This is a genomic window from Phycicoccus sp. CSK15P-2 (assembly GCF_016888005.1).
Classification (GTDB): domain Bacteria; phylum Actinomycetota; class Actinomycetes; order Actinomycetales; family Dermatophilaceae; genus Phycicoccus.
The window spans coordinates 168,129-186,784 of the sequence record NZ_JAFDVE010000009.1 but is presented as its reverse complement, the minus strand read 5'-3'; the positions used below and the strand labels follow the sequence as shown (position 1 = coordinate 186,784).

Annotated in this window: 21 protein-coding genes; 3 read left to right on the top strand and 18 right to left on the bottom strand. The window is 73.0% G+C overall.

The genetic code is table 11. The features are described 5' to 3' along the window. Window positions 1-49: 49 nt before the first annotated feature. From coaBC to pyrR, 12 genes are all read right to left on the bottom strand, one after another. The gene (coaBC, locus tag JQN72_RS05775) at window positions 50-1,306 is read right to left on the bottom strand and encodes a bifunctional phosphopantothenoylcysteine decarboxylase/phosphopantothenate--cysteine ligase CoaBC (RefSeq protein ID WP_204134205.1); all 1,257 of its coding nucleotides are present in this window, start codon (window positions 1,304-1,306) and stop codon (window positions 50-52) included. A 5-nt stretch (window positions 1,307-1,311) separates the two neighbouring features. Then, the gene (gene rpoZ, locus JQN72_RS05770; protein ID WP_204134204.1) at window positions 1,312-1,605 is read right to left on the bottom strand and encodes a DNA-directed RNA polymerase subunit omega; all 294 of its coding nucleotides are present in this window, start codon (window positions 1,603-1,605) and stop codon (window positions 1,312-1,314) included. 3 nt (window positions 1,606-1,608) lie between these two features. Continuing rightward, complete coding sequence (gene gmk, locus JQN72_RS05765; protein ID WP_204134203.1) at window positions 1,609-2,190, bottom strand: guanylate kinase; 582 nt, start codon at window positions 2,188-2,190, stop codon at window positions 1,609-1,611. Next, on the bottom strand, window positions 2,187-2,504 hold the full coding sequence (gene mihF, locus JQN72_RS05760; protein ID WP_204134202.1) for an integration host factor, actinobacterial type: 318 nt from the start codon (window positions 2,502-2,504) through the stop codon (window positions 2,187-2,189). Before mihF ends, gmk begins: the two co-directional genes overlap by 4 nt. 90 nt (window positions 2,505-2,594) lie before the next feature. Continuing rightward, entirely contained in the window at window positions 2,595-3,461 is an 867-nt protein-coding gene (gene pyrF / locus JQN72_RS05755; RefSeq protein WP_204134201.1) for an orotidine-5'-phosphate decarboxylase, read from the bottom strand. Next, entirely contained in the window at window positions 3,458-4,408 is a 951-nt protein-coding gene (locus JQN72_RS05750) for a dihydroorotate dehydrogenase (protein ID WP_239100151.1), read from the bottom strand. The genes pyrF and JQN72_RS05750 overlap by 4 nt, the downstream gene beginning before the upstream one ends. 8 nt (window positions 4,409-4,416) lie before the next feature. Then, window positions 4,417-5,292 (bottom strand): dihydroorotate dehydrogenase electron transfer subunit, encoded by an 876-nt coding sequence (locus tag JQN72_RS05745; RefSeq protein WP_204134199.1) that lies wholly within the window; start codon window positions 5,290-5,292, stop codon window positions 4,417-4,419. After that, window positions 5,289-8,600 carry a carbamoyl-phosphate synthase large subunit gene (gene carB / locus JQN72_RS05740; protein ID WP_204134198.1) on the bottom strand — a complete coding sequence of 1,104 codons (3,312 nt, stop codon included), beginning with the start codon at window positions 8,598-8,600 and terminating at the stop codon, window positions 5,289-5,291. The genes JQN72_RS05745 and carB overlap by 4 nt, the downstream gene beginning before the upstream one ends. After that, window positions 8,600-9,763, bottom strand: coding sequence for a glutamine-hydrolyzing carbamoyl-phosphate synthase small subunit (carA, locus tag JQN72_RS05735; RefSeq protein WP_204134197.1), 1,164 nt, complete (start codon window positions 9,761-9,763; stop codon window positions 8,600-8,602). The genes carB and carA overlap by 1 nt, the downstream gene beginning before the upstream one ends. Continuing rightward, on the bottom strand, window positions 9,757-11,064 hold the full coding sequence (locus JQN72_RS05730) for a dihydroorotase (RefSeq protein WP_204134196.1): 1,308 nt from the start codon (window positions 11,062-11,064) through the stop codon (window positions 9,757-9,759). Before JQN72_RS05730 ends, carA begins: the two co-directional genes overlap by 7 nt. Further along, the gene (locus JQN72_RS05725) at window positions 11,061-12,005 is read right to left on the bottom strand and encodes an aspartate carbamoyltransferase catalytic subunit (protein WP_204134195.1); all 945 of its coding nucleotides are present in this window, start codon (window positions 12,003-12,005) and stop codon (window positions 11,061-11,063) included. Before JQN72_RS05725 ends, JQN72_RS05730 begins: the two co-directional genes overlap by 4 nt. Next, window positions 12,002-12,634, bottom strand: a complete 633-nt coding sequence (pyrR, locus tag JQN72_RS05720) for a bifunctional pyr operon transcriptional regulator/uracil phosphoribosyltransferase PyrR (RefSeq protein WP_204134194.1) — start codon at window positions 12,632-12,634, stop codon at window positions 12,002-12,004. Before pyrR ends, JQN72_RS05725 begins: the two co-directional genes overlap by 4 nt. A gap of 133 nt (window positions 12,635-12,767) precedes the next feature. On the opposite strand from pyrR, the gene JQN72_RS05715 reads away from it, so the two are divergent. From JQN72_RS05715 to JQN72_RS05705, 3 genes are all read left to right on the top strand, one after another. After that, window positions 12,768-13,520: a metallophosphoesterase gene (locus JQN72_RS05715; RefSeq protein ID WP_204134193.1), complete on the top strand. Its 753-nt coding sequence runs from the start codon at window positions 12,768-12,770 to the stop codon at window positions 13,518-13,520. Window positions 13,521-13,626: 106 nt separating this feature from the next. Beyond that, window positions 13,627-13,806, top strand: a complete 180-nt coding sequence (locus JQN72_RS05710; RefSeq protein WP_204134192.1) for a hypothetical protein — start codon at window positions 13,627-13,629, stop codon at window positions 13,804-13,806. 122 nt (window positions 13,807-13,928) lie between these two features. Continuing rightward, complete coding sequence (locus JQN72_RS05705; protein ID WP_204134191.1) at window positions 13,929-14,135, top strand: dodecin; 207 nt, start codon at window positions 13,929-13,931, stop codon at window positions 14,133-14,135. Here the strand turns inward: JQN72_RS05705 and JQN72_RS05700 are convergent. From JQN72_RS05700 to aroC, 6 genes are all read right to left on the bottom strand, one after another. After that, the gene (locus tag JQN72_RS05700; RefSeq protein ID WP_204134190.1) at window positions 14,107-14,628 is read right to left on the bottom strand and encodes a GNAT family N-acetyltransferase; all 522 of its coding nucleotides are present in this window, start codon (window positions 14,626-14,628) and stop codon (window positions 14,107-14,109) included. The two genes, JQN72_RS05705 and JQN72_RS05700, sit on opposite strands and share 29 nt — an antisense overlap. An 82-nt stretch (window positions 14,629-14,710) precedes the next feature. Further along, window positions 14,711-15,124: a transcription antitermination factor NusB gene (gene nusB / locus JQN72_RS05695; protein WP_204134189.1), complete on the bottom strand. Its 414-nt coding sequence runs from the start codon at window positions 15,122-15,124 to the stop codon at window positions 14,711-14,713. 3 nt (window positions 15,125-15,127) lie between these two features. Next, window positions 15,128-15,688 carry an elongation factor P gene (gene efp / locus JQN72_RS05690; protein WP_204134188.1) on the bottom strand — a complete coding sequence of 187 codons (561 nt, stop codon included), beginning with the start codon at window positions 15,686-15,688 and terminating at the stop codon, window positions 15,128-15,130. A 149-nt stretch (window positions 15,689-15,837) separates the two neighbouring features. Beyond that, window positions 15,838-16,911, bottom strand: a complete 1,074-nt coding sequence (gene aroB / locus JQN72_RS05685; protein WP_204134187.1) for a 3-dehydroquinate synthase — start codon at window positions 16,909-16,911, stop codon at window positions 15,838-15,840. Continuing rightward, complete coding sequence (locus JQN72_RS05680) at window positions 16,908-17,414, bottom strand: shikimate kinase (protein ID WP_204134186.1); 507 nt, start codon at window positions 17,412-17,414, stop codon at window positions 16,908-16,910. The genes aroB and JQN72_RS05680 overlap by 4 nt, the downstream gene beginning before the upstream one ends. Then, complete coding sequence (gene aroC / locus JQN72_RS05675; RefSeq protein WP_204134185.1) at window positions 17,414-18,643, bottom strand: chorismate synthase; 1,230 nt, start codon at window positions 18,641-18,643, stop codon at window positions 17,414-17,416. The genes JQN72_RS05680 and aroC overlap by 1 nt, the downstream gene beginning before the upstream one ends. Window positions 18,644-18,656 lie beyond the last annotated feature (13 nt).

Genomic DNA, 18,656 nt, shown 5'->3' with positions numbered 1-18,656 from the left:
GCTGCTGCGCACGCGGCGTCCTCCGTCCCCCCGCAGCGGCCGCCGGGCGTCAGAGCAGGTCGGCGACCACGTCCCAGACCGCCTCGGAGACCTCCGTCTTCGTGGCGGGGCCGACCTCGAGGGTGTCCTCGCTCCCCTGCCGCAGCACGTGGACGGTGTTGTCGTCGGTACCGAAGGCCCGGCCGGAGCCGACCTCGTTGACGACGAGGACATCGCACCCCTTGCGGGCGAGCTTGGCGCGACCGTGGTCCAGGACCGTCCCGGAGTCGTCGCCGGTCTCGGCGGCGAAGCCGACGACGACGGGGGCGCTGTCCTCCCCCCGGGCAGCGACGAGACCGGCGAGGATGTCGGGGTTTCGCACGAGGCTCACGTCCGGCGCCGAGGTGTCGGGGGCCCCGTCCGTGCCGCTCCCGTGGGTCTTCTTGATCTTGTGCGCGGCGACCTCCGCCGGGCGGAAGTCGGCCACCGCGGCCGCCATGACGACGACGTCGGCGTCCTGCGCCGCCTGGAGCACGGCGTGCTCCATCTCGAGCGCCGTCTCGACGGACACGACCTCGACGCCTGCCGACGCGGCGAGCTCGACCGTCGTCACGAGCACGACCTGCGCGCCACGGGCCGCGGCAACGGCCGCGAGGGCGTGTCCCTGCTTCCCGGAGGAGCGGTTGCCGAGGTAGCGCACCGGGTCCAGCGGCTCACGGGTACCTCCGGCCGTCACCACGACGCGTCGACCGGCGAGGGGCCGGGCGGCAGCGGGACGGTCGGTGTGGGCGGGAGCGGCACCACGCTCGAGCTCGCGGCGGCAGACCTCGAAGAGCTCCTGTGGCTCGGGCAGACGTCCGGGGCCCGAGTCCTTGCCGGTCAGCCTGCCCGAGGCCGGCGGCACGACGTGCACGCCGCGTTCGGTGAGCGTGGAGATGTTCGCCTGAGTCGCCGGGTGCTCGTACATCTCGGTGTGCATGGCGGGGGCCATGACGACCGGGCAGCGGGCCGTGAGCAGGACGGTGGTGAGCAGGTCGTCCGCCTGCCCGGTGGCAGCCCGGGCCAGCAGGTCGGCGGTCGCCGGCGCCACCACGACGAGGTCGGCCTCCTGGCCGATCCGGACGTGCGGGACCTCGGTGATGTCGGACCACACGTCGGTGTGGACCGGCCTGCCGGAGAGTGCCGCCCACGTCGCCTCTCCGACGAAGCGGAGGGCGGACGCGGTCGGGACGACGGTGACGTCGTGGCCGGCCTCGGTGAGCAGGCGCAGCAGCGTGCAGGCCTTGTACGCCGCGATGCCCCCGGCGACCCCGAGGACGACCTTCACGTCGGTCAGGCCTCGGCGGGCGGCTGCTCGACGGACGCCTCGCCGGTGGGCTCGGAGGTCAGGAGGCCTTCGTTGATCTCACGGAGCGCGATCGACAGCGGCTTCTCGTGGACCTCGGAGTCGACGAGCGGGCCGACGTACTCGAGCAGCCCTTCCTGCAGCTGGGCGTAGTACGCGTTGATCTGCCGGGCGCGCTTGGCCGAGTAGAGCACGAGGGCGTACTTGGAGTCGGCGCGCTCGAGCAGCTCGTCGATCGGCGGGTTGGTGATGCCGATGGGGTTCGCGATGGTTCCGGACACGCGTCAGTCTCGTTTCGGTGCGGGGACGGGGGTTCCCATCCATGATACGAGCTCCTCCGCCGCACGCCGAACGTCGTCGTTGACGACGGTGACGTCGAACTCCTCCGCGGCGGCCAGCTCGACCCGTGCGGTCTCGAGCCGGGCGGCCCGTTCCTCCTCGTCCTCGGTGCCCCGGCCGACGAGCCGGCGGACGAGCTCGTCCCACCCGGGAGGAGACAGGAAGACGAACAGGGCCTCGGGCATCGTGCGGCGCACCTGACGGGCACCCTGGAGGTCGATCTCGAGGAGCGCGGGCCGGCCCGCGTCGAGGATCTCCTCGACGGGGGCCCGCGGGGTGCCGTACTTGGCACGGCCGTGGACGACGGCCCACTCGAGCAGGTCTCCGCGGGCGGCCATGACGTCGAAGGTGGCGTCGTCGACGAAGTGGTAGTGCACTCCGTCGACCTCGCCCGGACGGGGACGCCGGGTCGTCACCGACACCGACAGCCAAACCTCGGGATGGTGCTCCCGCACGTAGGCCGCGACGGTCCCCTTGCCGACGGCGGTCGGACCGGCGAGGACGGTGAGGCGGGAGCGGGCCGTCACTGCCGCCCGAAGCGGTCCAGGAGGGCCGACACCTGGTTCTGGCCGAGGCCGCGCACCCGCCGGCTCTCCGAGATGCCGATCTCCTCCATGATCTGGCGCGCACGGACGCGGCCGACGCCCGGCAGCGACTCGAGGAGGGCCGAGACGCGCATCTTGCCGATGACGTCGTCGGTCTTGCCCTCGGCGATGACCGCCTGGAGCGAGGCCCCCGAGTGCTTGAGCCGGTTCTTCACCTCAGCGCGCTGGCGTCGGGACGCAGCCGCCTTCTCGAGGGCAGCAGCGCGCTGTTCTTGGGTGAGCGGAGGGAGTGCCACAAGACGATCCTCGGTCTGATATGCGAGCGCTGGCTTCTCAACACCCGGCTGTACGTTTGCGACTCTAGCGCCCCCGCCATCGCGATGTGCTCAGGGGGCCGTCGTTTCCGACACCGCCGCCAGCTGGTCGGCGGCCCGGCGGGCCGAGGCCCGAAGCGCAGCGACGTCGGGGCCTTCTCCGAGCACCTCCCGCGAGCTGTTGCCGAGCACCTGGCCGACGGCCGTGCCGAACACCTGCCGCAGCCCTTCCGGCGTCCCACCCTGGGCCCCGAGCCCCGGCGCGAGCACCGGTGCCGCCGTCGCGGCGAGGTCGATGCCGAGCTCGGCGAGGGCGGGCCCGACGGTCGCGCCGACGACGACCCCGACGCTGCCGAGCGTGCCTGTGGCCAGGGCGTCGGCGTTGTCGTCCGCGACACCCCGCAGGATGGTGGCCGCGACGCTGTGCCCCTCCCGGGTGGCGTGCTGGACGGCCGGCCCCTCGGGGTTGGACGTCAACGCCAGGACGAAGAGGCCCCGGCCCGTGGACCGCGCGACCTCGACCGCGGGCCGCAGCGACCCGTACCCGAGGTAGGGGCTCACGGTGAGCGCGTCGGCCCGCATCGGCGACTCGTCCGAGAGGTACGCCGACGCGTAGCCGGCCATCGTCGTGCCGATGTCACCGCGCTTGGCGTCGAGGACGCTCAGCGTGCCGGCGTCGCGCAGCCCGGCGAGGACCCGCTCGAGGACGGCGACGCCCCGGGATCCGAAGGCCTCGAAGAACGCCGACTGCGGCTTGACCGCGGCGACGTGCCCGCCGAAGGCCTCGACGCAGGTCATCGCGAACCGCTCGACGCCGGCGAGGTCGTAGGTGAGGCCCCACGACTCCACGAGCTCGCGGTGCGGGTCGATCCCGGGACAGAACGGGCCGTGGGCGTCCATCGCGGCGCGCAGCCGGGAGCCGAAGGGCGTGGGGGTCACAGGCGGACCATCCTCTCGTGGGCGATGCCGACCGCGTCGGCGAAGCGGGCGAGGCCGTGCCGGTCGAGCTCGGCCTCGAGCTCGGTGAGCACCCGGCGCGGCGCGTCGGGGTCGTTGAACGTGGCGGTGCCCACCTGCACCGCCGACGCCCCCGCCGCGACGAGCTCGAGCGCGTCGGCGCCGGTGCGCACTCCCCCGACGCCGATGACCGGGGCGACGGGGAGCGTCCCGGCCCGCATCGCCGCGACGACCTGCCAGATCGCGCGCACGGCCACGGGGCGCACGGCCGGCCCCGAGAGGCCGCCGGTGACGCCCGCGAGCTGGGGGCGCAGGAGATCGGTGTCGATGACGATGCCGAGGAGGGTGTTGATCATCGTCAGCCCGTCCGCCCCGGCCCCGAGCGCCGCGTCCGCGATCGCGACGATGTCGGTGACATCCGGGGTGAGCTTGGCGAACACCGGGACGCCCTCGGGCACCCGGGTGCGGACGATCTGCACGACGCGCTCGGACGACCCGGGGTCGCACGCGAAGACGAGCCCACGGTTGGCGACGTTCGGGCAGGAGATGTTGGCCTCGACGCCGATGACGCACTCCCAGGCCGGGGACGCGACGAGCCGCTGGACGACCTCGCCGAACTCCTCGGCAGTGGTGCCGGCGACCGACACGAGGACGCGGGCACCCTGCTCGGCGAGCCACGGCAGGTCCTTCGCGCAGAAGGCGTCGATGCCCGGCCCCTGCAGCCCGATCGAGTTGAGCATCCCCGACGCGGTCTCGGCCATCCGCGGGGTGGGGCGTCCGGAGCGCGGGTCGCGCATCACGGTCTTCGTGACGAACGCACCGAGCTCGGAGACCGGGAGGAAACGGTGCAGCTCCTGCCCGTTCGCCGCACAGCCGGACGCGGTCATCACCGGGTTGGGCAGCGCTGCCCCGGCGAGGGTGGTCGACATGTCCGCCATCAGTGGCCCCCCGCCCGTGGGGCGCCCACGGCGTCGTCCGGGACCCGGCAGACGCCGCCGTCGAACGCGTCCCAGCGCACCCGGTCCCCCCGGAAGACCGGGCCCTCGACACAGGAGCGCACCATCCTCGTGACGCCGTCGTCGCCGGTGACGGGCATGACACAGGTCATGCAGACCCCGATGCCGCAGGCCATGGACTCCTCGACCGCCACGTGCGCCACGGCGCCGTACGCCGCGGACACCTCGGTGACGGCGCGGAGCATCGCCATCGGGCCGCAGGCGTAGACAACCACGGACGAGGTGCGCTCGACGACCTCGCCGAGGACGTCGGAGACCCGGCCCCTGGTCCCGGCCGACCCGTCGTCGGTGGTCACCGAGACGCCGTCGGCGACGTCCCGGGCGTGGGCGACGCCGTAGAGCCGGTCCGCGGAGGCCGCGCCGAGGACCATCTCGACGTGGCAGCCGCGCTCGCGGAGGGCCTCCGCGAGCCAGAACAGCGGCGCGGAGCCGTAGCCGCCGCCGACGAGCACGCACGCGACGGGCTCGGCCGGGAGCGGGAAGGGCTGCCCGAGCGGGGCGACGACGTCGACCGCGTCGTGCGGGCCGAGGGCCGTGAGCCATCGGGTGCCGGGGCCGTGCGCGGCGACGACGACGTCGACCGTCCCGCCGTCGGAGCCGGCCTCCTCGACCCGGTGGATGGAGAAGCAGCGACGCAGGAGGTTGGCCGAGGTCGGGCCGCCGACGGCGAGGGCGACGAACTGGCCCGGCCGCGCGAGACCGGCGACGCCCGGCGCGAGGAGCGTCAGCTGCTGGTACGCACCGACCCGCCGGTTGGCGACGACCTCTCCGGCGACCTGGACGACGCCGCTGCTCACGCCCGGCCCCCGACGCCGTAGAGGTCGAGCGCGGCGGCGTGGTCCTGGAGGCTCGTGACGTCGAGGTCGTCGCGCTGGACGGCCTCGATGGCGAGCACGGCCGCGGCCAGCTGCTGCACGGTCGTGACGATCGGCTTGTCCATCGCCGCCGTGGCCGCGCGGATGGCGTAGCCGTCGGCGCGGGTCGTGGGGCTCGTGCCGCTCGGGCTGTTGACGACGAGGTCGACCTGACCGGCGTTGATGAGGTCGACGACCGAGGTGCCGCCCTCGCCCCGCTCGGCGTGCTTGAGCACGACGTCGGCCTCGATCCCGTTGCGACGCAGGACCTCGGCGGTCCCGGAGGTGGAGAGGATCCGGAAGCCGAGGTCGACGAGCCGCTTGACCGGGAAGATGATCGCCCGCTTGTCCCGGTTCGCCACCGAGACGAAGACGGTGCCGCTGGTCGGCAGCCCGCTGATCGCCCCGAGCTGGGACTTCGCGAACGCGCGCGCGAAGTCGGTGTCGATGCCCATGACCTCGCCGGTCGAGCGCATCTCCGGCCCGAGGAGGCTGTCGACGACGAACCCCTCGGCGGTGCGGAACCGCTTGAAGGGCAGCACGGCCTCCTTGACCGACACCGGCGCCGTCGCCGGCATCCGCCCGCCGTCGGTGTCCTGGGGCAGGACGCCCTCGGCCCGCAGCTGCGCGATGCTCGTGCCGAGCATGACGCGGGCGGCCGCGTTGGCGAGTGGGACACCGGTCGCCTTCGCGACGAACGGCACGGTGCGCGAGGCCCGCGGGTTGGCCTCGAGGACGTAGAGGACGTCCTGGGCGAGCGCGAACTGCACGTTCATCAGCCCACACACGCCGATCCCCTCGGCGAGCCTCAGGGTGGACTCGCGGACCCGCTCGATCTCGGTGGCTCCGAGGGTGACCGGCGGCAGCGCGCACGAGGAGTCGCCGGAGTGGATGCCGGCCTCCTCGACGTGCTCCATGACCCCGCCGAGGTACATCTCCTCGCCGTCGTAGAGGACGTCGACGTCGATCTCGATCGCGTCGTCGAGGAAGCGGTCGACGAGCACCGGGTGCTCCGGGCTCGCGACGGTCGCGCGCTGAACGTACGCCGAGAGCGTCTCGTCGTCGTAGACGATCTCCATGCCCCGCCCACCCAGGACGTACGACGGACGCACGAGCACCGGGTAGCCGATCTCCTGGGCGATCTCGACGGCCTCGCTCGCGCTGTACGCGGTGCCGTGCTTCGGTGCCGGCAGGTCGGCCTCGTGCAGCACGCGGCCGAACGCGCCGCGGTCCTCGGCGAGGTCGATGGCCTCGGGCGAGGTCCCGACGATCGGCACGCCGGCCTCCTTGAGCGCCTTGGCGAGCCCCAGCGGGGTCTGGCCGCCCAGCTGGACGACGACGCCGGCCACCGGGCCGGCCTGCTGTTCGGCGTGCACGACCTCGAGGACGTCCTCGAGGGTCAGGGGCTCGAAGTAGAGCCGGCTGCTCGTGTCGTAGTCGGTCGACACGGTCTCGGGGTTGCAGTTGACCATGACGGTGTCGTAGCCCGCGTCGCGCAGCGCGAAGGAGGCGTGCACGCAGGAGTAGTCGAACTCGACACCCTGCCCGATCCGGTTCGGCCCCGAGCCGAGGATGACGACGGCCTCGCGCTCACGTGGCGCGACCTCGGTCTCCTCGTCGTAGGCGCTGTAGTGGTAGGGCGTGCGGGCCGCGAACTCCGCCGCGCAGGTGTCGACGGTCTTGTAGACCGGGCGCACCCCGAGGGCGTGCCGCACGCCACGGACGACGGCCTCCGGCATGGCCCGCAGCGACGCGAGCTGGGCGTCGCTGAAGCCGTGCCGCTTGGCCAGGCGCAGGAGGTCGGGGGTCAGCTCGCCCGCCGTCGCGACCGTCTGGGCGACGTCGTTGACGAGCGCGACCTGGTCGAGGAACCACGGGTCGATGCCGGTGGCGTCGTGCACCTCCTCGACCGACAGGCCGCCGCGTAGCGCCTGCTGCACGAGGACGACCCGGCCGTCGGTGGGGCGCCGGGCGGCGTCGAGGATCGCCCTGCCGGCCTCGCCCGTCGGAGCCGGTCCGTCCCAGTGGAAGCTGCTCCCGGCCTTCTCGAGACTGCGCAGCGCCTTCTGGAGCGCCTCGGTGAACGAGCGCCCGACGGCCATCGCCTCGCCGACCGACTTCATCGTCGTCGTCAGCGTGTCGTCGGCGGCGGGGAACTTCTCGAACGCGAACCGGGGCACCTTGACGACGACGTAGTCGAGCGTCGGCTCGAACGAGGCCGGGGTCTCCTCGGTGATGTCGTTGGGCACCTCGTCGAGGGTGTAGCCGATCGCCATCTTCGCGGCGATCTTGGCGATGGGGAACCCGGTGGCCTTGGACGCCAGCGCGCTGGAGCGGGACACCCGGGGGTTCATCTCGATGACGATGATCCGCCCGTCGGCCGGGTTCACGGCGAACTGGATGTTGCACCCGCCGGTGTCGACCCCGACCTCGCGGATGACCGCGATCGAGATGTCACGCAGCCGCTGGTACTCGCGGTCGGTGAGGGTCAGCGCCGGGGCGACGGTGATCGAGTCGCCGGTGTGCACGCCCATGGGGTCGAGGTTCTCGATGGAGCACACGACGACGACGTTGTCGGCGCGGTCGCGCATCAGCTCCAGCTCGTACTCCTTCCAGCCGAGGATCGACTCCTCGAGGAGCACCTCGGTGACCGGCGAGTACTGCAGCCCGGCACCGGCGATCCGGCGCAGCTCGTCCGGGGTGTGCGCGAACCCGGAGCCCAGGCCGCCCATCGTGAACGAGGGGCGGACGACGACCGGGTAGCCGAGGTCGTCGGCGGCGGCGAGCGCCTCGTCCATCGTGTGGCAGATGGCCGAGCGCGCGGACTCGGCGCCGCACCGCTGCACGACGCCCTTGAACTTCTCGCGGTCCTCCCCGAGCTGGATCGCCTCGACGTTGGCGCCGATGAGCGGGCAGTCGTACGTCGAAAGGATCCCGCGGTCGTGCAGCTCCATCGCGCAGTTGAGTGCGGTCTGCCCACCAAGGGTGGCGAGGACGGCGTCCGGGCGCTCCTTGGCGATGATCTTCTCGACGATCTCGGGGGTGATCGGCTCGACGTACGTGGCGTCGGCGAACTCCGGGTCGGTCATGATCGTCGCCGGGTTGGAGTTGACGAGGACGACCCGGATGCCCTCCTCGCGCAGCACCCGGCACGCCTGGGTGCCGGAGTAGTCGAACTCGCAGGCCTGCCCGATGACGATCGGGCCGGACCCGATGACCAGGACGCTCTGGATGTCGTCGCGCTTCGGCATCAGACAGGGACCTCCGAGAACTCGAGCATCAGGTCGGTGAAGCGGTCGAAGAGGTAGGCGGCGTCGTGCGGGCCGGCCGCGGCCTCCGGGTGGTACTGCACCGAGAAGGCGACGAGACGACCCTTCCCGCCGTTGCCGCCGCGGCGTACCTCGAGCCCCTCGACGACGTCGTCGTTGAGGCACACGTGGCTGACGGTCGCGCTGCCGAACTCGGTGTCGGTGGGGCGGTCGAGCGGGGCGTCGACGGCGAAGCCGTGGTTGTGCGCCGTGACCTCGACCTTGCCGGTCGTGCGGTCCATGACCGGCTGGTTGATACCGCGGTGCCCGTACTTGAGCTTGTAGGTGCCGAAGCCGAGTGCCTTGCCGAGGATCTGGTTGCCGAAGCAGATGCCGAAGTACGGGATTCCGGCCCGCAGCACGCCGCGCAGCAGCTCGGCCTGGAGCTCGGCCGTCGCGGGGTCGCCCGGTCCGTTGGAGAAGAAGACGCCGTCGGGCGCCACGCCTCGGACCTCCTCGAGGGTGGTCGTGGCCGGGAGGACGTGGACCTCGATGCCCCGCTCGGCCATCATCGCCGGTGTCATCGACTTGATGCCGAGGTCGACCGCCGCGACGGTGAACCGCCTCTCCCCCACGGCCGGGACGACGTACGCGTCCTTCGTGGCGACCTCCGCGGCGAGTGCCGAGCCCGCCATCTCCGGCGCGTCCTGGACACGGTGCAGCAGCTCGGGGCGCGGCAGCTCGGCATCGGCGCCAGAGAAGATGCCGACCCGCATGGCGCCGCGCTCGCGCAGGTGGCGGGTGAGGGCCCGGGTGTCGATGTCGCAGATGCCGACGACGCCCTGGGCGTCGAGCTCGTCCTCGAGCGTGCGCCGCGAGCGCCAGCTGGACGGCCGGATGGCGGGGTCGCGGACGACGTAGCCGGCGACCCAGATCCGGCCGGACTCGTCGTCCTCGTCGTTCCACCCGGTGTTGCCGACGTGCGGGGCGGTCATAACGACGACCTGGCGGTGGTAGCTGGGGTCGGTGAGCGTCTCCTGGTAGCCGGTCATCCCGGTGGAGAACACGGCCTCGCCGACCGTCGTGCCCCGGTGGCCGTAGGCCCGGCCGCTGAAGGTGCGCCCGTCCTCGAGGACGAGGACGGCGGGCTCGCGAGTGGTCAGCATGCGGCGGGCTCTCCTTCCCGCGCGGTGACGTCGCCGCGCAGGAGCGTCGTGTGGACGGCCCCGGTGAGGGTGCGGCCGTGCCACGGTGTGTTGCGGGACAGGGAGTGGGACAGGGCTCGGTCGACGGTGACCGAGGCGGTGGGGTCGACGAGGACCAGGTTGGCGGGCTCGCCGGGAGCGACGGGCCGGCCGTGACCGGCCAGCCCGGCGATCCGCGCCGGGGCCGTGGACATCACCCCGGCGAGGTCGGCGAGGGTCATCCCCCCACCGGCGACGAGGAGGTCGTGGACGACCGCGAAGGCGGTCTCGAGGCCGAGCATCCCGAAGGCTGCGTCGACGAACGCGTGCTCCTTGTCGTGCCGGGCGTGCGGCGCGTGGTCGGTGGCGACGGCGTCGATCGTGCCGTCGAGGAGGCCGTCGCGCAGGGCCTGCTGGTCCTCGGTGGGGCGCAGCGGCGGGTTGACCTTGTAGACGGGGTCGTAGCCGGCGAGGAGCTCGGTGCCGAGGGTCAGGTGGTGCGGCGTGACCTCGGCGGTCATCCGGATGCGCCGTGCCTTGGCCCAGCGGACGACGTCGAGGCCCTCGGCGGTGCTCACGTGGGCGACGTGCACCCGACTGCCGGTGTGCTCGGCGAGCATCGCGTCGCGGGCGATGACGCTCGCCTCGGCGACGGGCGGCCATCCCGGGAGGCCGAGCCGGCCGGAGAGCTCGCCCTCGTGGCAGCAGGCCTGCGGGCCGGCGAGCGTGGGGTCCTGGCTGTGCTGGCTCACGACGCCGTCGAAGGCACGGACGTACTCCAGCGCCCGCCGCATGACCCGGCCGTCGGCGACGCAGCGGCCGTCGTCGGAGAACACCCGGACGCGGGCGCGGCTGCGGTGCATGAGGCCGAGCTCGGCGAGCTCGTGGCCCTCGAGACCCTTGGTGACCGCACCGACCGGGACGACGTCGACGAGACCGCACGCCCGCCCGAGGTCGAGGACGTGCTCGGCGGCCTCTGCGGTGTCGGTGACCGGCGTGGTGTTCGCCATCGCGAGGACCGCGGTGTATCCACCGGCGGCCGCCGCCCGGGAGCCGGTCGCGACCGTCTCGGCGTCCTCTCGGCCCGGCTCGCGCAGGTGGGTGTGGAGGTCGACGAAGCCGGGGAGGGCGACGAGGCCGTCGGCGTCGAGGGTGGTGAGGCCCTCGGTGTCCTCGACGCGCCCGACCTCGGTGACGAGCCCCTCGCGCAGGGCGACGTCTCCGCGCTGCTCGGTGCCATCTGCGGCCAGGTAGGTGACCCCGGTGAGCAGGAGGTCGCTCATGCGGCCACCTCCTCGCCGGCGAGCAGGTGGTACAGGACGGCCATCCGCACCGCGACGCCCGCGGAGACCTGGTCCAGGACCAGGCTGCCCGCGGCGTCGGCGGCGTCCGCGCTGATCTCCAGGCCGCGGTTCATCGGGCCGGGGTGGCAGATGACGGCGTCGCCGTTGGCGTCGGTGAGGGCGCGCAGCCGCTCACGGGTCAGGCCGAAGCCCACGGTGTACTCCCTCGGGGTCGGGAAGAAGCCGCCGCTCATCCGCTCGCGCTGGACGCGGAGCATCATCACCGCGTCCGGTCCGGTGGCGACGACGGCGTCGAGGTCGTCGGTGAGGTGCAGCCCGTCGGTCTCGGCCCACGACCGGATGCCGCTCGGCATGAGCGTGGGCGGCGCGACGAGCGTGACGTCGGCGCCGAGCGTGCGCAGCGTGATGGCGTTGGAGCGGAACACCCGGCTGTGCGTGAGGTCGCCGACGAGGACGACGCGGCGTCCCTCGAGGTCGCCCAGCCGATGCTCGAGCGTGTAGGCGTCGAGCAGCGCCTGGGTGGGGTGCTCGTGCGTACCGTCCCCCGCGTTGACGACGCTGGCGTCGACCCACTGGGCCACCTGGTGGGCTGCCCCGCTCGCCATGTGCCGCATGACGACGCAGTCGACCGCCATCGCGTCGATGGTGCGGACGGTGTCGCGCAGGCTCTCGCCCTTCGAGGTGGAGCTGCCCTTGCCGGTGATGTTGATCGTGTCGGCGGACATCCACTTCCCGGCGATCTCGAAGCTGCTGCGGGTGCGGGTGGAGTCCTCGAAGAAGAGGTTGATGACGGTGCGCCCGCGCAGCGTCGGGAGCTTCTTGACGTCACGGCGCTGCACCTCGTGCATCTCGGCGGCGGTGGCCAGCAGCATCCGGACGTCGTCGCGGGTGAGGTCGGCGCTGGAGAGCAGGTGCCTCATCGGACCTCTCCTCCGGGAGTCGAGGGGGCTCCGGCGCGGGTCTCCCCGAGGCCGATGGAGACCGAGTCGTCCGGCACGTCGTCGACCCCGGCGAGCCGCACCATCACCCGCTCGGCGTGCGAGGTGGGGAGGTTCTTGCCCACGTGGTCGGCCCGGATCGGCAGCTCGCGGTGGCCGCGGTCGACGAGGACGGCGAGCCGCACGGCACGGGGACGGCCGAGGTCGGAGAGCGCGTCGAGCGCGGCCCGGATGGTGCGCCCGGAGTACAGGACGTCGTCGACGAGGACGACGACGCGGTCGTCGACCCCCGAGGACGGGATGCGGGTGGGCATCGGTGCGCGGGTGGGCTGGTGGCGCAGGTCGTCACGGAACATCGTGATGTCGAGCTCGCCCACGGGGACCTCGGCCCCCTCCATCTCGGCGAGCAGCGCGGCGAGACGCTTGGCGAGCTCGACGCCCCGGGTGGGGATACCGAGGAGGACGAGCTCGTCGGCGCCCTTGTTGTGCTCGACGATCTCGTGGGCGATGCGGCGCAGGGCCCTGGCGACGTCCGGTTCGCTCATCACGGCGCGCGGGGCACCGGAGGCATCGGACGGGTCGGCGGGCAGCGTGTCGTCGGCGCGCGTCATCCGCGGGCGACCTCCTTCCCCGCCTCACTGGACGGGTCGTTAAAGGACGTCTGGCTGGGCGCCACTGTACGCCCTGCGCGTAACCCGCCCGCCACCGGCCGCCCCGTGGACCGTGTCGCCCTACGGTGCCGGGATGACCACGCCGGTGACCGTCGCCCTGCTGTCCGACACGCATGGCGTGCTTCCGGTGCTCGAGGCCGTCCTCACAGAGCCGGAGGTGCGGGCCGCCGACCTCGTGGTCGTCACGGGGGATCTCGTGTCCGGACCCATGCCCGTGGAGACCCTCGACACCCTTACCGCGCTCGGTGATCAGGTGCTCCTCGTCCGCGGGAACGCCGACCGCGAGGTCGTCGAGGTGTCCCGGGGCGGCGAGTCGCCCCGTGCGGAGTCGGCTTTCGCGGCCCGCTCGCTGCGGCCCGACCAGCTCGACCTGCTCGCCTCGCTCCCCCATCCGGTGGTCAGGTCGCTCGACGGCTTCGGTGACGTCCTGTTCTGCCACGGCAGTCAGCGGGACGACGACGAGGTCGTCCTCGTCGACACCCGGCTGGACCGCTGGGCCGAGGTGTTCGCGGACGTCCCGGACGCCGTCCGCACGGTGTGCTGCGGACACACCCACATGCCGTTCGTCCGGCTCGTCGACCGTCGGCTCGTCGTCAACCCCGGGAGCGTCGGGATGCCGTACGGCCGGGTCGGCGGCGCGTGGGCGCTGCTGCGGGACGGCCAGGTGTCGCTGCGACACACGGACATCGACGTGGACGCCGTGTGCGAGCGGGTCGTCGCCGAGTCGACCTACCCCGACGCGCGGGCCTGGGTCGACGAGTACGTCCGCGGGGAGCACTCGGACGCCGTGGCCCTCACGGTCTTCGGGCCGCGTGACGGCCGGTGACCGGTCAGCTGTCCCAGGGGGCGAGATGCATAACGCTTACCTATGGTCAAGTAAACACTGAGTGATGCATCATGGGGCGTCACTCGACTGCGAAGGAGGCTCCGCGATGTCCGAGAGCGACCGCCCCACCCCGACCGGCGATGTCATGTGCGCGCAGCCTCAGCCCCCGGCGCCGGTCGTCACCTCGCTGTTCCCGCCGCGGGACGCCGACCCGGAGACCCACCGCCGCTGGCTCGCCGAGTCACCGTGGCCCGAGGTCGTCTTCGCGTCCGCACTCGCCCGCTGACCCGGTCCCGCCACGGAGCGGTCGCTGCGGCCCTAGAGCCCTCACGCTGGCGCGGCGTTGCCGGGCCAGCGAGGATCGGGGGTACCGGCCGCCACTGGTGGCCACGACGGAAGGGTCCGGCCATGGCGCACACGTACGGCATCAGCGAGGTCGTCGGCACCTCGACCACCTCGATCGACGACGCGGTCACCACGGCGGTGACCCGCGCGAGCTCGACGGTCCGAGGCCTCGACTGGTTCGAGGTGACCGAGATCCGCGGCCACCTCGAGGACGGCGCGGTCGCGCACTACCAGGTTGGGCTCAAGATCGGCTTCCGGATGGAGGAGTGAGCCCGCCCACGGGCCGGCACATCGCGACCCGCGGGCCGTGACGCTCCAGCCCGAGACGCCGCTCCACCTCGAGCATCGGGGCGAGCCTGCTCGCCGGGTCGACCCGCGCGTACCCGTGCCGCGCATACCACGGTGCGTTCCATGGGACGTCGGCGTACGTCAACAGGGTCACCTCGCTGCCACCGCGCGCCTCGACCTCGGCGTGGACGGCGTCGAGCAGCGCTGATCCGACCCCCTGGCGCTGATGCGCGGGGGCGACCGCAAGCTGCTCGAGGTGCCAACAACCGTCGCCGAGGTCGAGAACGTGCGCGAACCCGACGACCGGGTCGCCGACGACGAGCAGGAACCCGGGCTCGGCCGCGCGGTCCGCACCGGAGACCGGCGGCGGCCAGTCCACGCCGCCGAACCGCTGGGCGAACTGCCTGTCGCCCTCCTCCTCGATCGCCGCGAGGCCGGACAGGTCCTCCCGGCGAGCGGGGCGAACGGACGGCATGGCCCAGTCTGGCACGCGCGGGTCGAGGTGATCCGCGACCGTCTCGAGGTCGGGTCTCACCTCGATCCGGCACGCGGCACGGTCACGCCAGGGTCGGCTTGACCTCGGCGAGCCGGGCCAGTAGCCCGTTGACGAAGCGTGGGCTGTCGTCGGTGGAGAGCTCGGTGGCCAGGGCGACCCACTCGCTGATCGCGACGGCCTCGGGCACGTCCTCGGAGAAGAGCACCTCCCAGGCACCGAGCCGCAGCACGGCGCGGTCGACCGCGGGCATCCGCTGGAGCGTCCACCCCTGCGAGTACGTCGTGATGAGCTCGTCGAGCTGGTCACGACGGTCGGACACCCCGGTGACGAGGTCGGCCGTCAGCTCGGCGAGCGGATGCTCGGTGACCGGCTTCGCGAGCCGCTCGCGCAGGAGCTCCGCGGCGTCGACGCCCCGCTGCTCGGCCTCGAACAGCAGGTCGAGGGCGCGCTTGCGGGCCTTGGTGCGGGCGGCCATCCGTCAGCTGACCCGGCCGAGGTAGGAGCCATCGCGAGTGTCGACCTTGATCTTCGTGCCCTGCTCGAGGAACAACGGGACGGCGATCTCGGCGCCGGTCTCGAGGGTCGCGGGCTTGGTACCGCCCGTGGAACGGTCACCCTGGAGGCCCGGCTCGGTGTACGTGATCTCGAGGACGACCGACGCGGGGAGCTCGATGTAGAGGACGTTGCCGTCGTGACGGGCGACGACGGCGTCCTGGTTCTCCATCATGAACTTCGCGGCGTCGCCGACGACCTCGGGGCTCACGGGCAGCTGGTCGTAGGTGTCCGGGTCCATGAAGATGTAGTCGGTGCCGTCGTTGTAGAGGTACTGCATCGTCCGCTTGTCGACGTTCGCGGTCTCGACCTTGACGCCCGCGTTGAACGTCTTGTCGACGACCTTGCCCGAGAGCACGTTCTTCAGCTTGGTCCGCACGAAGGCGGGGCCCTTGCCGGGCTTGACGTGCTGGAACTCCACGACGGACCACAGCTGGCCCTCGAGGTTGAGGACGAGGCCGTTCTTCAGGTCGTTGGTCGATGCCACGGGTGTCGGTCGCTTTCTGCGTCGGGGACGGGTCGCGCTGCCGGGTGCGGGCGCGCGTCACCCCGGTGAGGGGTCTGGGATCGCCGTCCATCGTACCGCTCCGCGCCGACGCGACCGGACGGGTCGCCTGGTGCCGTGCTCGGTGCGGATCAGGAGGCGAGGGCGGCGTGGGCCGCGCGCAGGACCTTCTCGTCGGGGCCCTCGAGACGGACGGGGTTCGCCAGGCCGTCGAGGACGACGAGGCGCAGCGTGCCGCCCCGTGACTTCTTGTCACGAGCCATGACCGCGAGCAGGTCCTCGAAGGACGCGCCCTCGTAGGTCGTGGGCAGCCCGACCGACCCGAGGACGGACCGGTGCCGGGCCAGCAGGGCGGCGTCCACCGTCCCGGTGCGGTGCCCGAGCTCGGCGGCGAAGACCATCCCGATCGCGACGGCCTCGCCGTGCCGACGCCGGTACCCCTCGACCTGCTCGACGGCGTGGCCGAGGGTGTGCCCGTAGTTGAGGATCTCGCGGCGGAAGGCCTCACGCAGGTCGGCGGCCACCACCTCGGCCTTGACCCGGATCTTGCGGACGACCAGCTCGGCCAGCACGGGCGAGTCCCACGCCGTGGCCGCCGTGGGGTCGGCCTCGACGAGGTCGAGGATCGTCGGGTCGGCGATGAAGCCACCCTTGACCACCTCCGCGAGCCCGGCGACGAGGTCGGCCCGCGGCAGCGTCGCGAGGACGTCGAGGTCGCAGACGACACCGGCCGGGGTGTGGAAGGCCCCGACGAGGTTCTTGCCCTCGGGGGTGTTGATGCCGGTCTTCCCGCCGACCGCGGCGTCGACCATCGCGAGCACCGTCGTCGGGACGTGGACGACCGGCACCCCGCGCAGCCACGTGGCGGCGACGAAGCCTGCGAGGTCGGTGACCGTCCCACCACCGACGGCCACCACGGCGTCGGTCCGCGTGAAGGCCCGCTCCCCCATCGCCGACCACAGCCCGGCCGCGACCGCGGCGGTCTTGGCGGCCTCGGCGTCAGGGACCGGTGCGTCCAGGACGACGAGCCCGGCCTCCTCCAGCGCCCCGGCGACGGCGGCGGCGTACCGGTCGAACCCCTCGGGCCGGACGAGCAGCACCTGGCGGACCCCGTCCGGCAGCATCTCGACCGCTCGGTCGAGCACCCCCCGGCCCACGACGACGTCGTGGAGCTCCCCGACGTGCACCGTCACCGGCCCGCTCACGGTGCCACCAGGAGCCGGACGACCTCGTCGGCGACCTCCTCGGCCGACCGGCCGGCGGTGTCGACGACATGCGAGGCGAGCCGCTCGTAGATCGGCCTGCGCTCGTTCATCAGCCGGACCCAGGACGCCCGCGGGTTCACGGCCAGCAGCGGACGGCTGCGGTCGAACCCGACCCGCTTCGCGGCGTCGGCGATCCCGACGTCGAGGAACACCACGGTGTGCCCGGCGAGCAGCCGCTGGGTGCTCTCCTCGACCGGTGCGCCCCCGCCCAGGGCGAGGACGCCGGCCTCCTCCGCAAGGGCCCGTGCCACCTCGGCCCGCTCGAGCGCGCGGAACGCCGGCTCGCCGTCCTCGACGAAGATGTCGCCGATCGAACGGCCCTGCGCCGCCTCGACGGCGGCGTCGGTGTCGTGGACGTCCGCGCCGAGGCGCGCCGCGACGGCTGCGCCGACCGTGGTCTTGCCGCAGCCCGGCGGCCCGACGAGGACCACGCGGGGAGCCATCAGCCCTCCCAGGTGCGCATCGAGGCAGGGACGGATTCAAGGTAGGCGCGGTGGTTGCGCGCGGTCTCCGCCACCGAGTCGCCGCCGAACTTCTCGAGGCAGGCCTCGGCGAGGACGAGCGCGACCATCGCCTCCGCGACGACCCCGGCGGCCGGGACCGCGCAGACGTCCGAGCGCTGGTGGATGGCCGTCGCGGGCTCGTCGGACGCGGTGTCGACCGTGCGCAGCGCGCGGGGCACGGTGGAGATGGGCTTCATCGCCGCGCGGACCCGCAGCACTCCTCCGACCGACATCCCGCCCTCGGTCCCGCCGGCCCGACCGGTGGCCCGGCGGATGACGCCGTCGTCGCCGCGGTCCATCTCGTCGTGCGCGGCCGAGCCGCGGCGGGCCGCGGTGCGGAAGCCGTCGCCGACCTCGACACCCTTGATGGCCTGGATGCCCATGAGCGCGGCCGCGAGCCGTGCGTCCAGCCGGCGGTCCCAGTGCACGTGCGAGCCGAGCCCCGGGGGTACGCCGACCGCCACGACCTCGACGACCCCGCCGAGCGTGTCACCGTCCTTACGGGCGGCGTCGACCTCGGCGACCATCGCCGCCGACCCCTCGGCGTCGAAGGCGCGCACGGGGTCGGCGTCCAGCGCCTCCACGTCACCCGGGCCCGGCAGCGGGGCGTCGTCGGCCACACCCGCGGTGCCGATGGCGACGGTGTGGGAGACGAGGCGGATGCCGTAAGCCTGCTCGAGGAGGGCGGCCGCCACGGCCCCGAGGGCCACCCGCGCCGCCGTCTCCCGTGCGGAGGCGCGTTCCAGCACCGGCCGGGCGTCCTCGAAGCCGTACTTCTGCATCCCGACGAGGTCCGCGTGACCGGGCCGCGGCCGCGTGAGCGGACGGTTGCGCGCGACCTCCTTCTCGGCGTTGACGTCGTCCGATGCGGCGTACTCGGCGTCGCTCACCGGGTCGGGGCTCATCACGGTGCGCCACTTGGGCCACTCGGTGTTGCCGATCCGGATCGCCACGGGTGAGCCCAGGGTCGACCCGAGGCGCACGCCACCGAGGATCTCGACCTCGTCCTGCTCGAACTTCTGTCGCGCACCCCGGCCGTAGCCGAGGCGACGGCGGGCCAGCGCGGCGGCCACGTCCGCCGTGGTGACCCTGACCCCCGCCGGCACGCCCTCGACGGTCGCGACGAGAGCGGGGCCGTGGGACTCCCCGGCGGTCAGCCAGCGCAGCATGCGCCCGATCTTC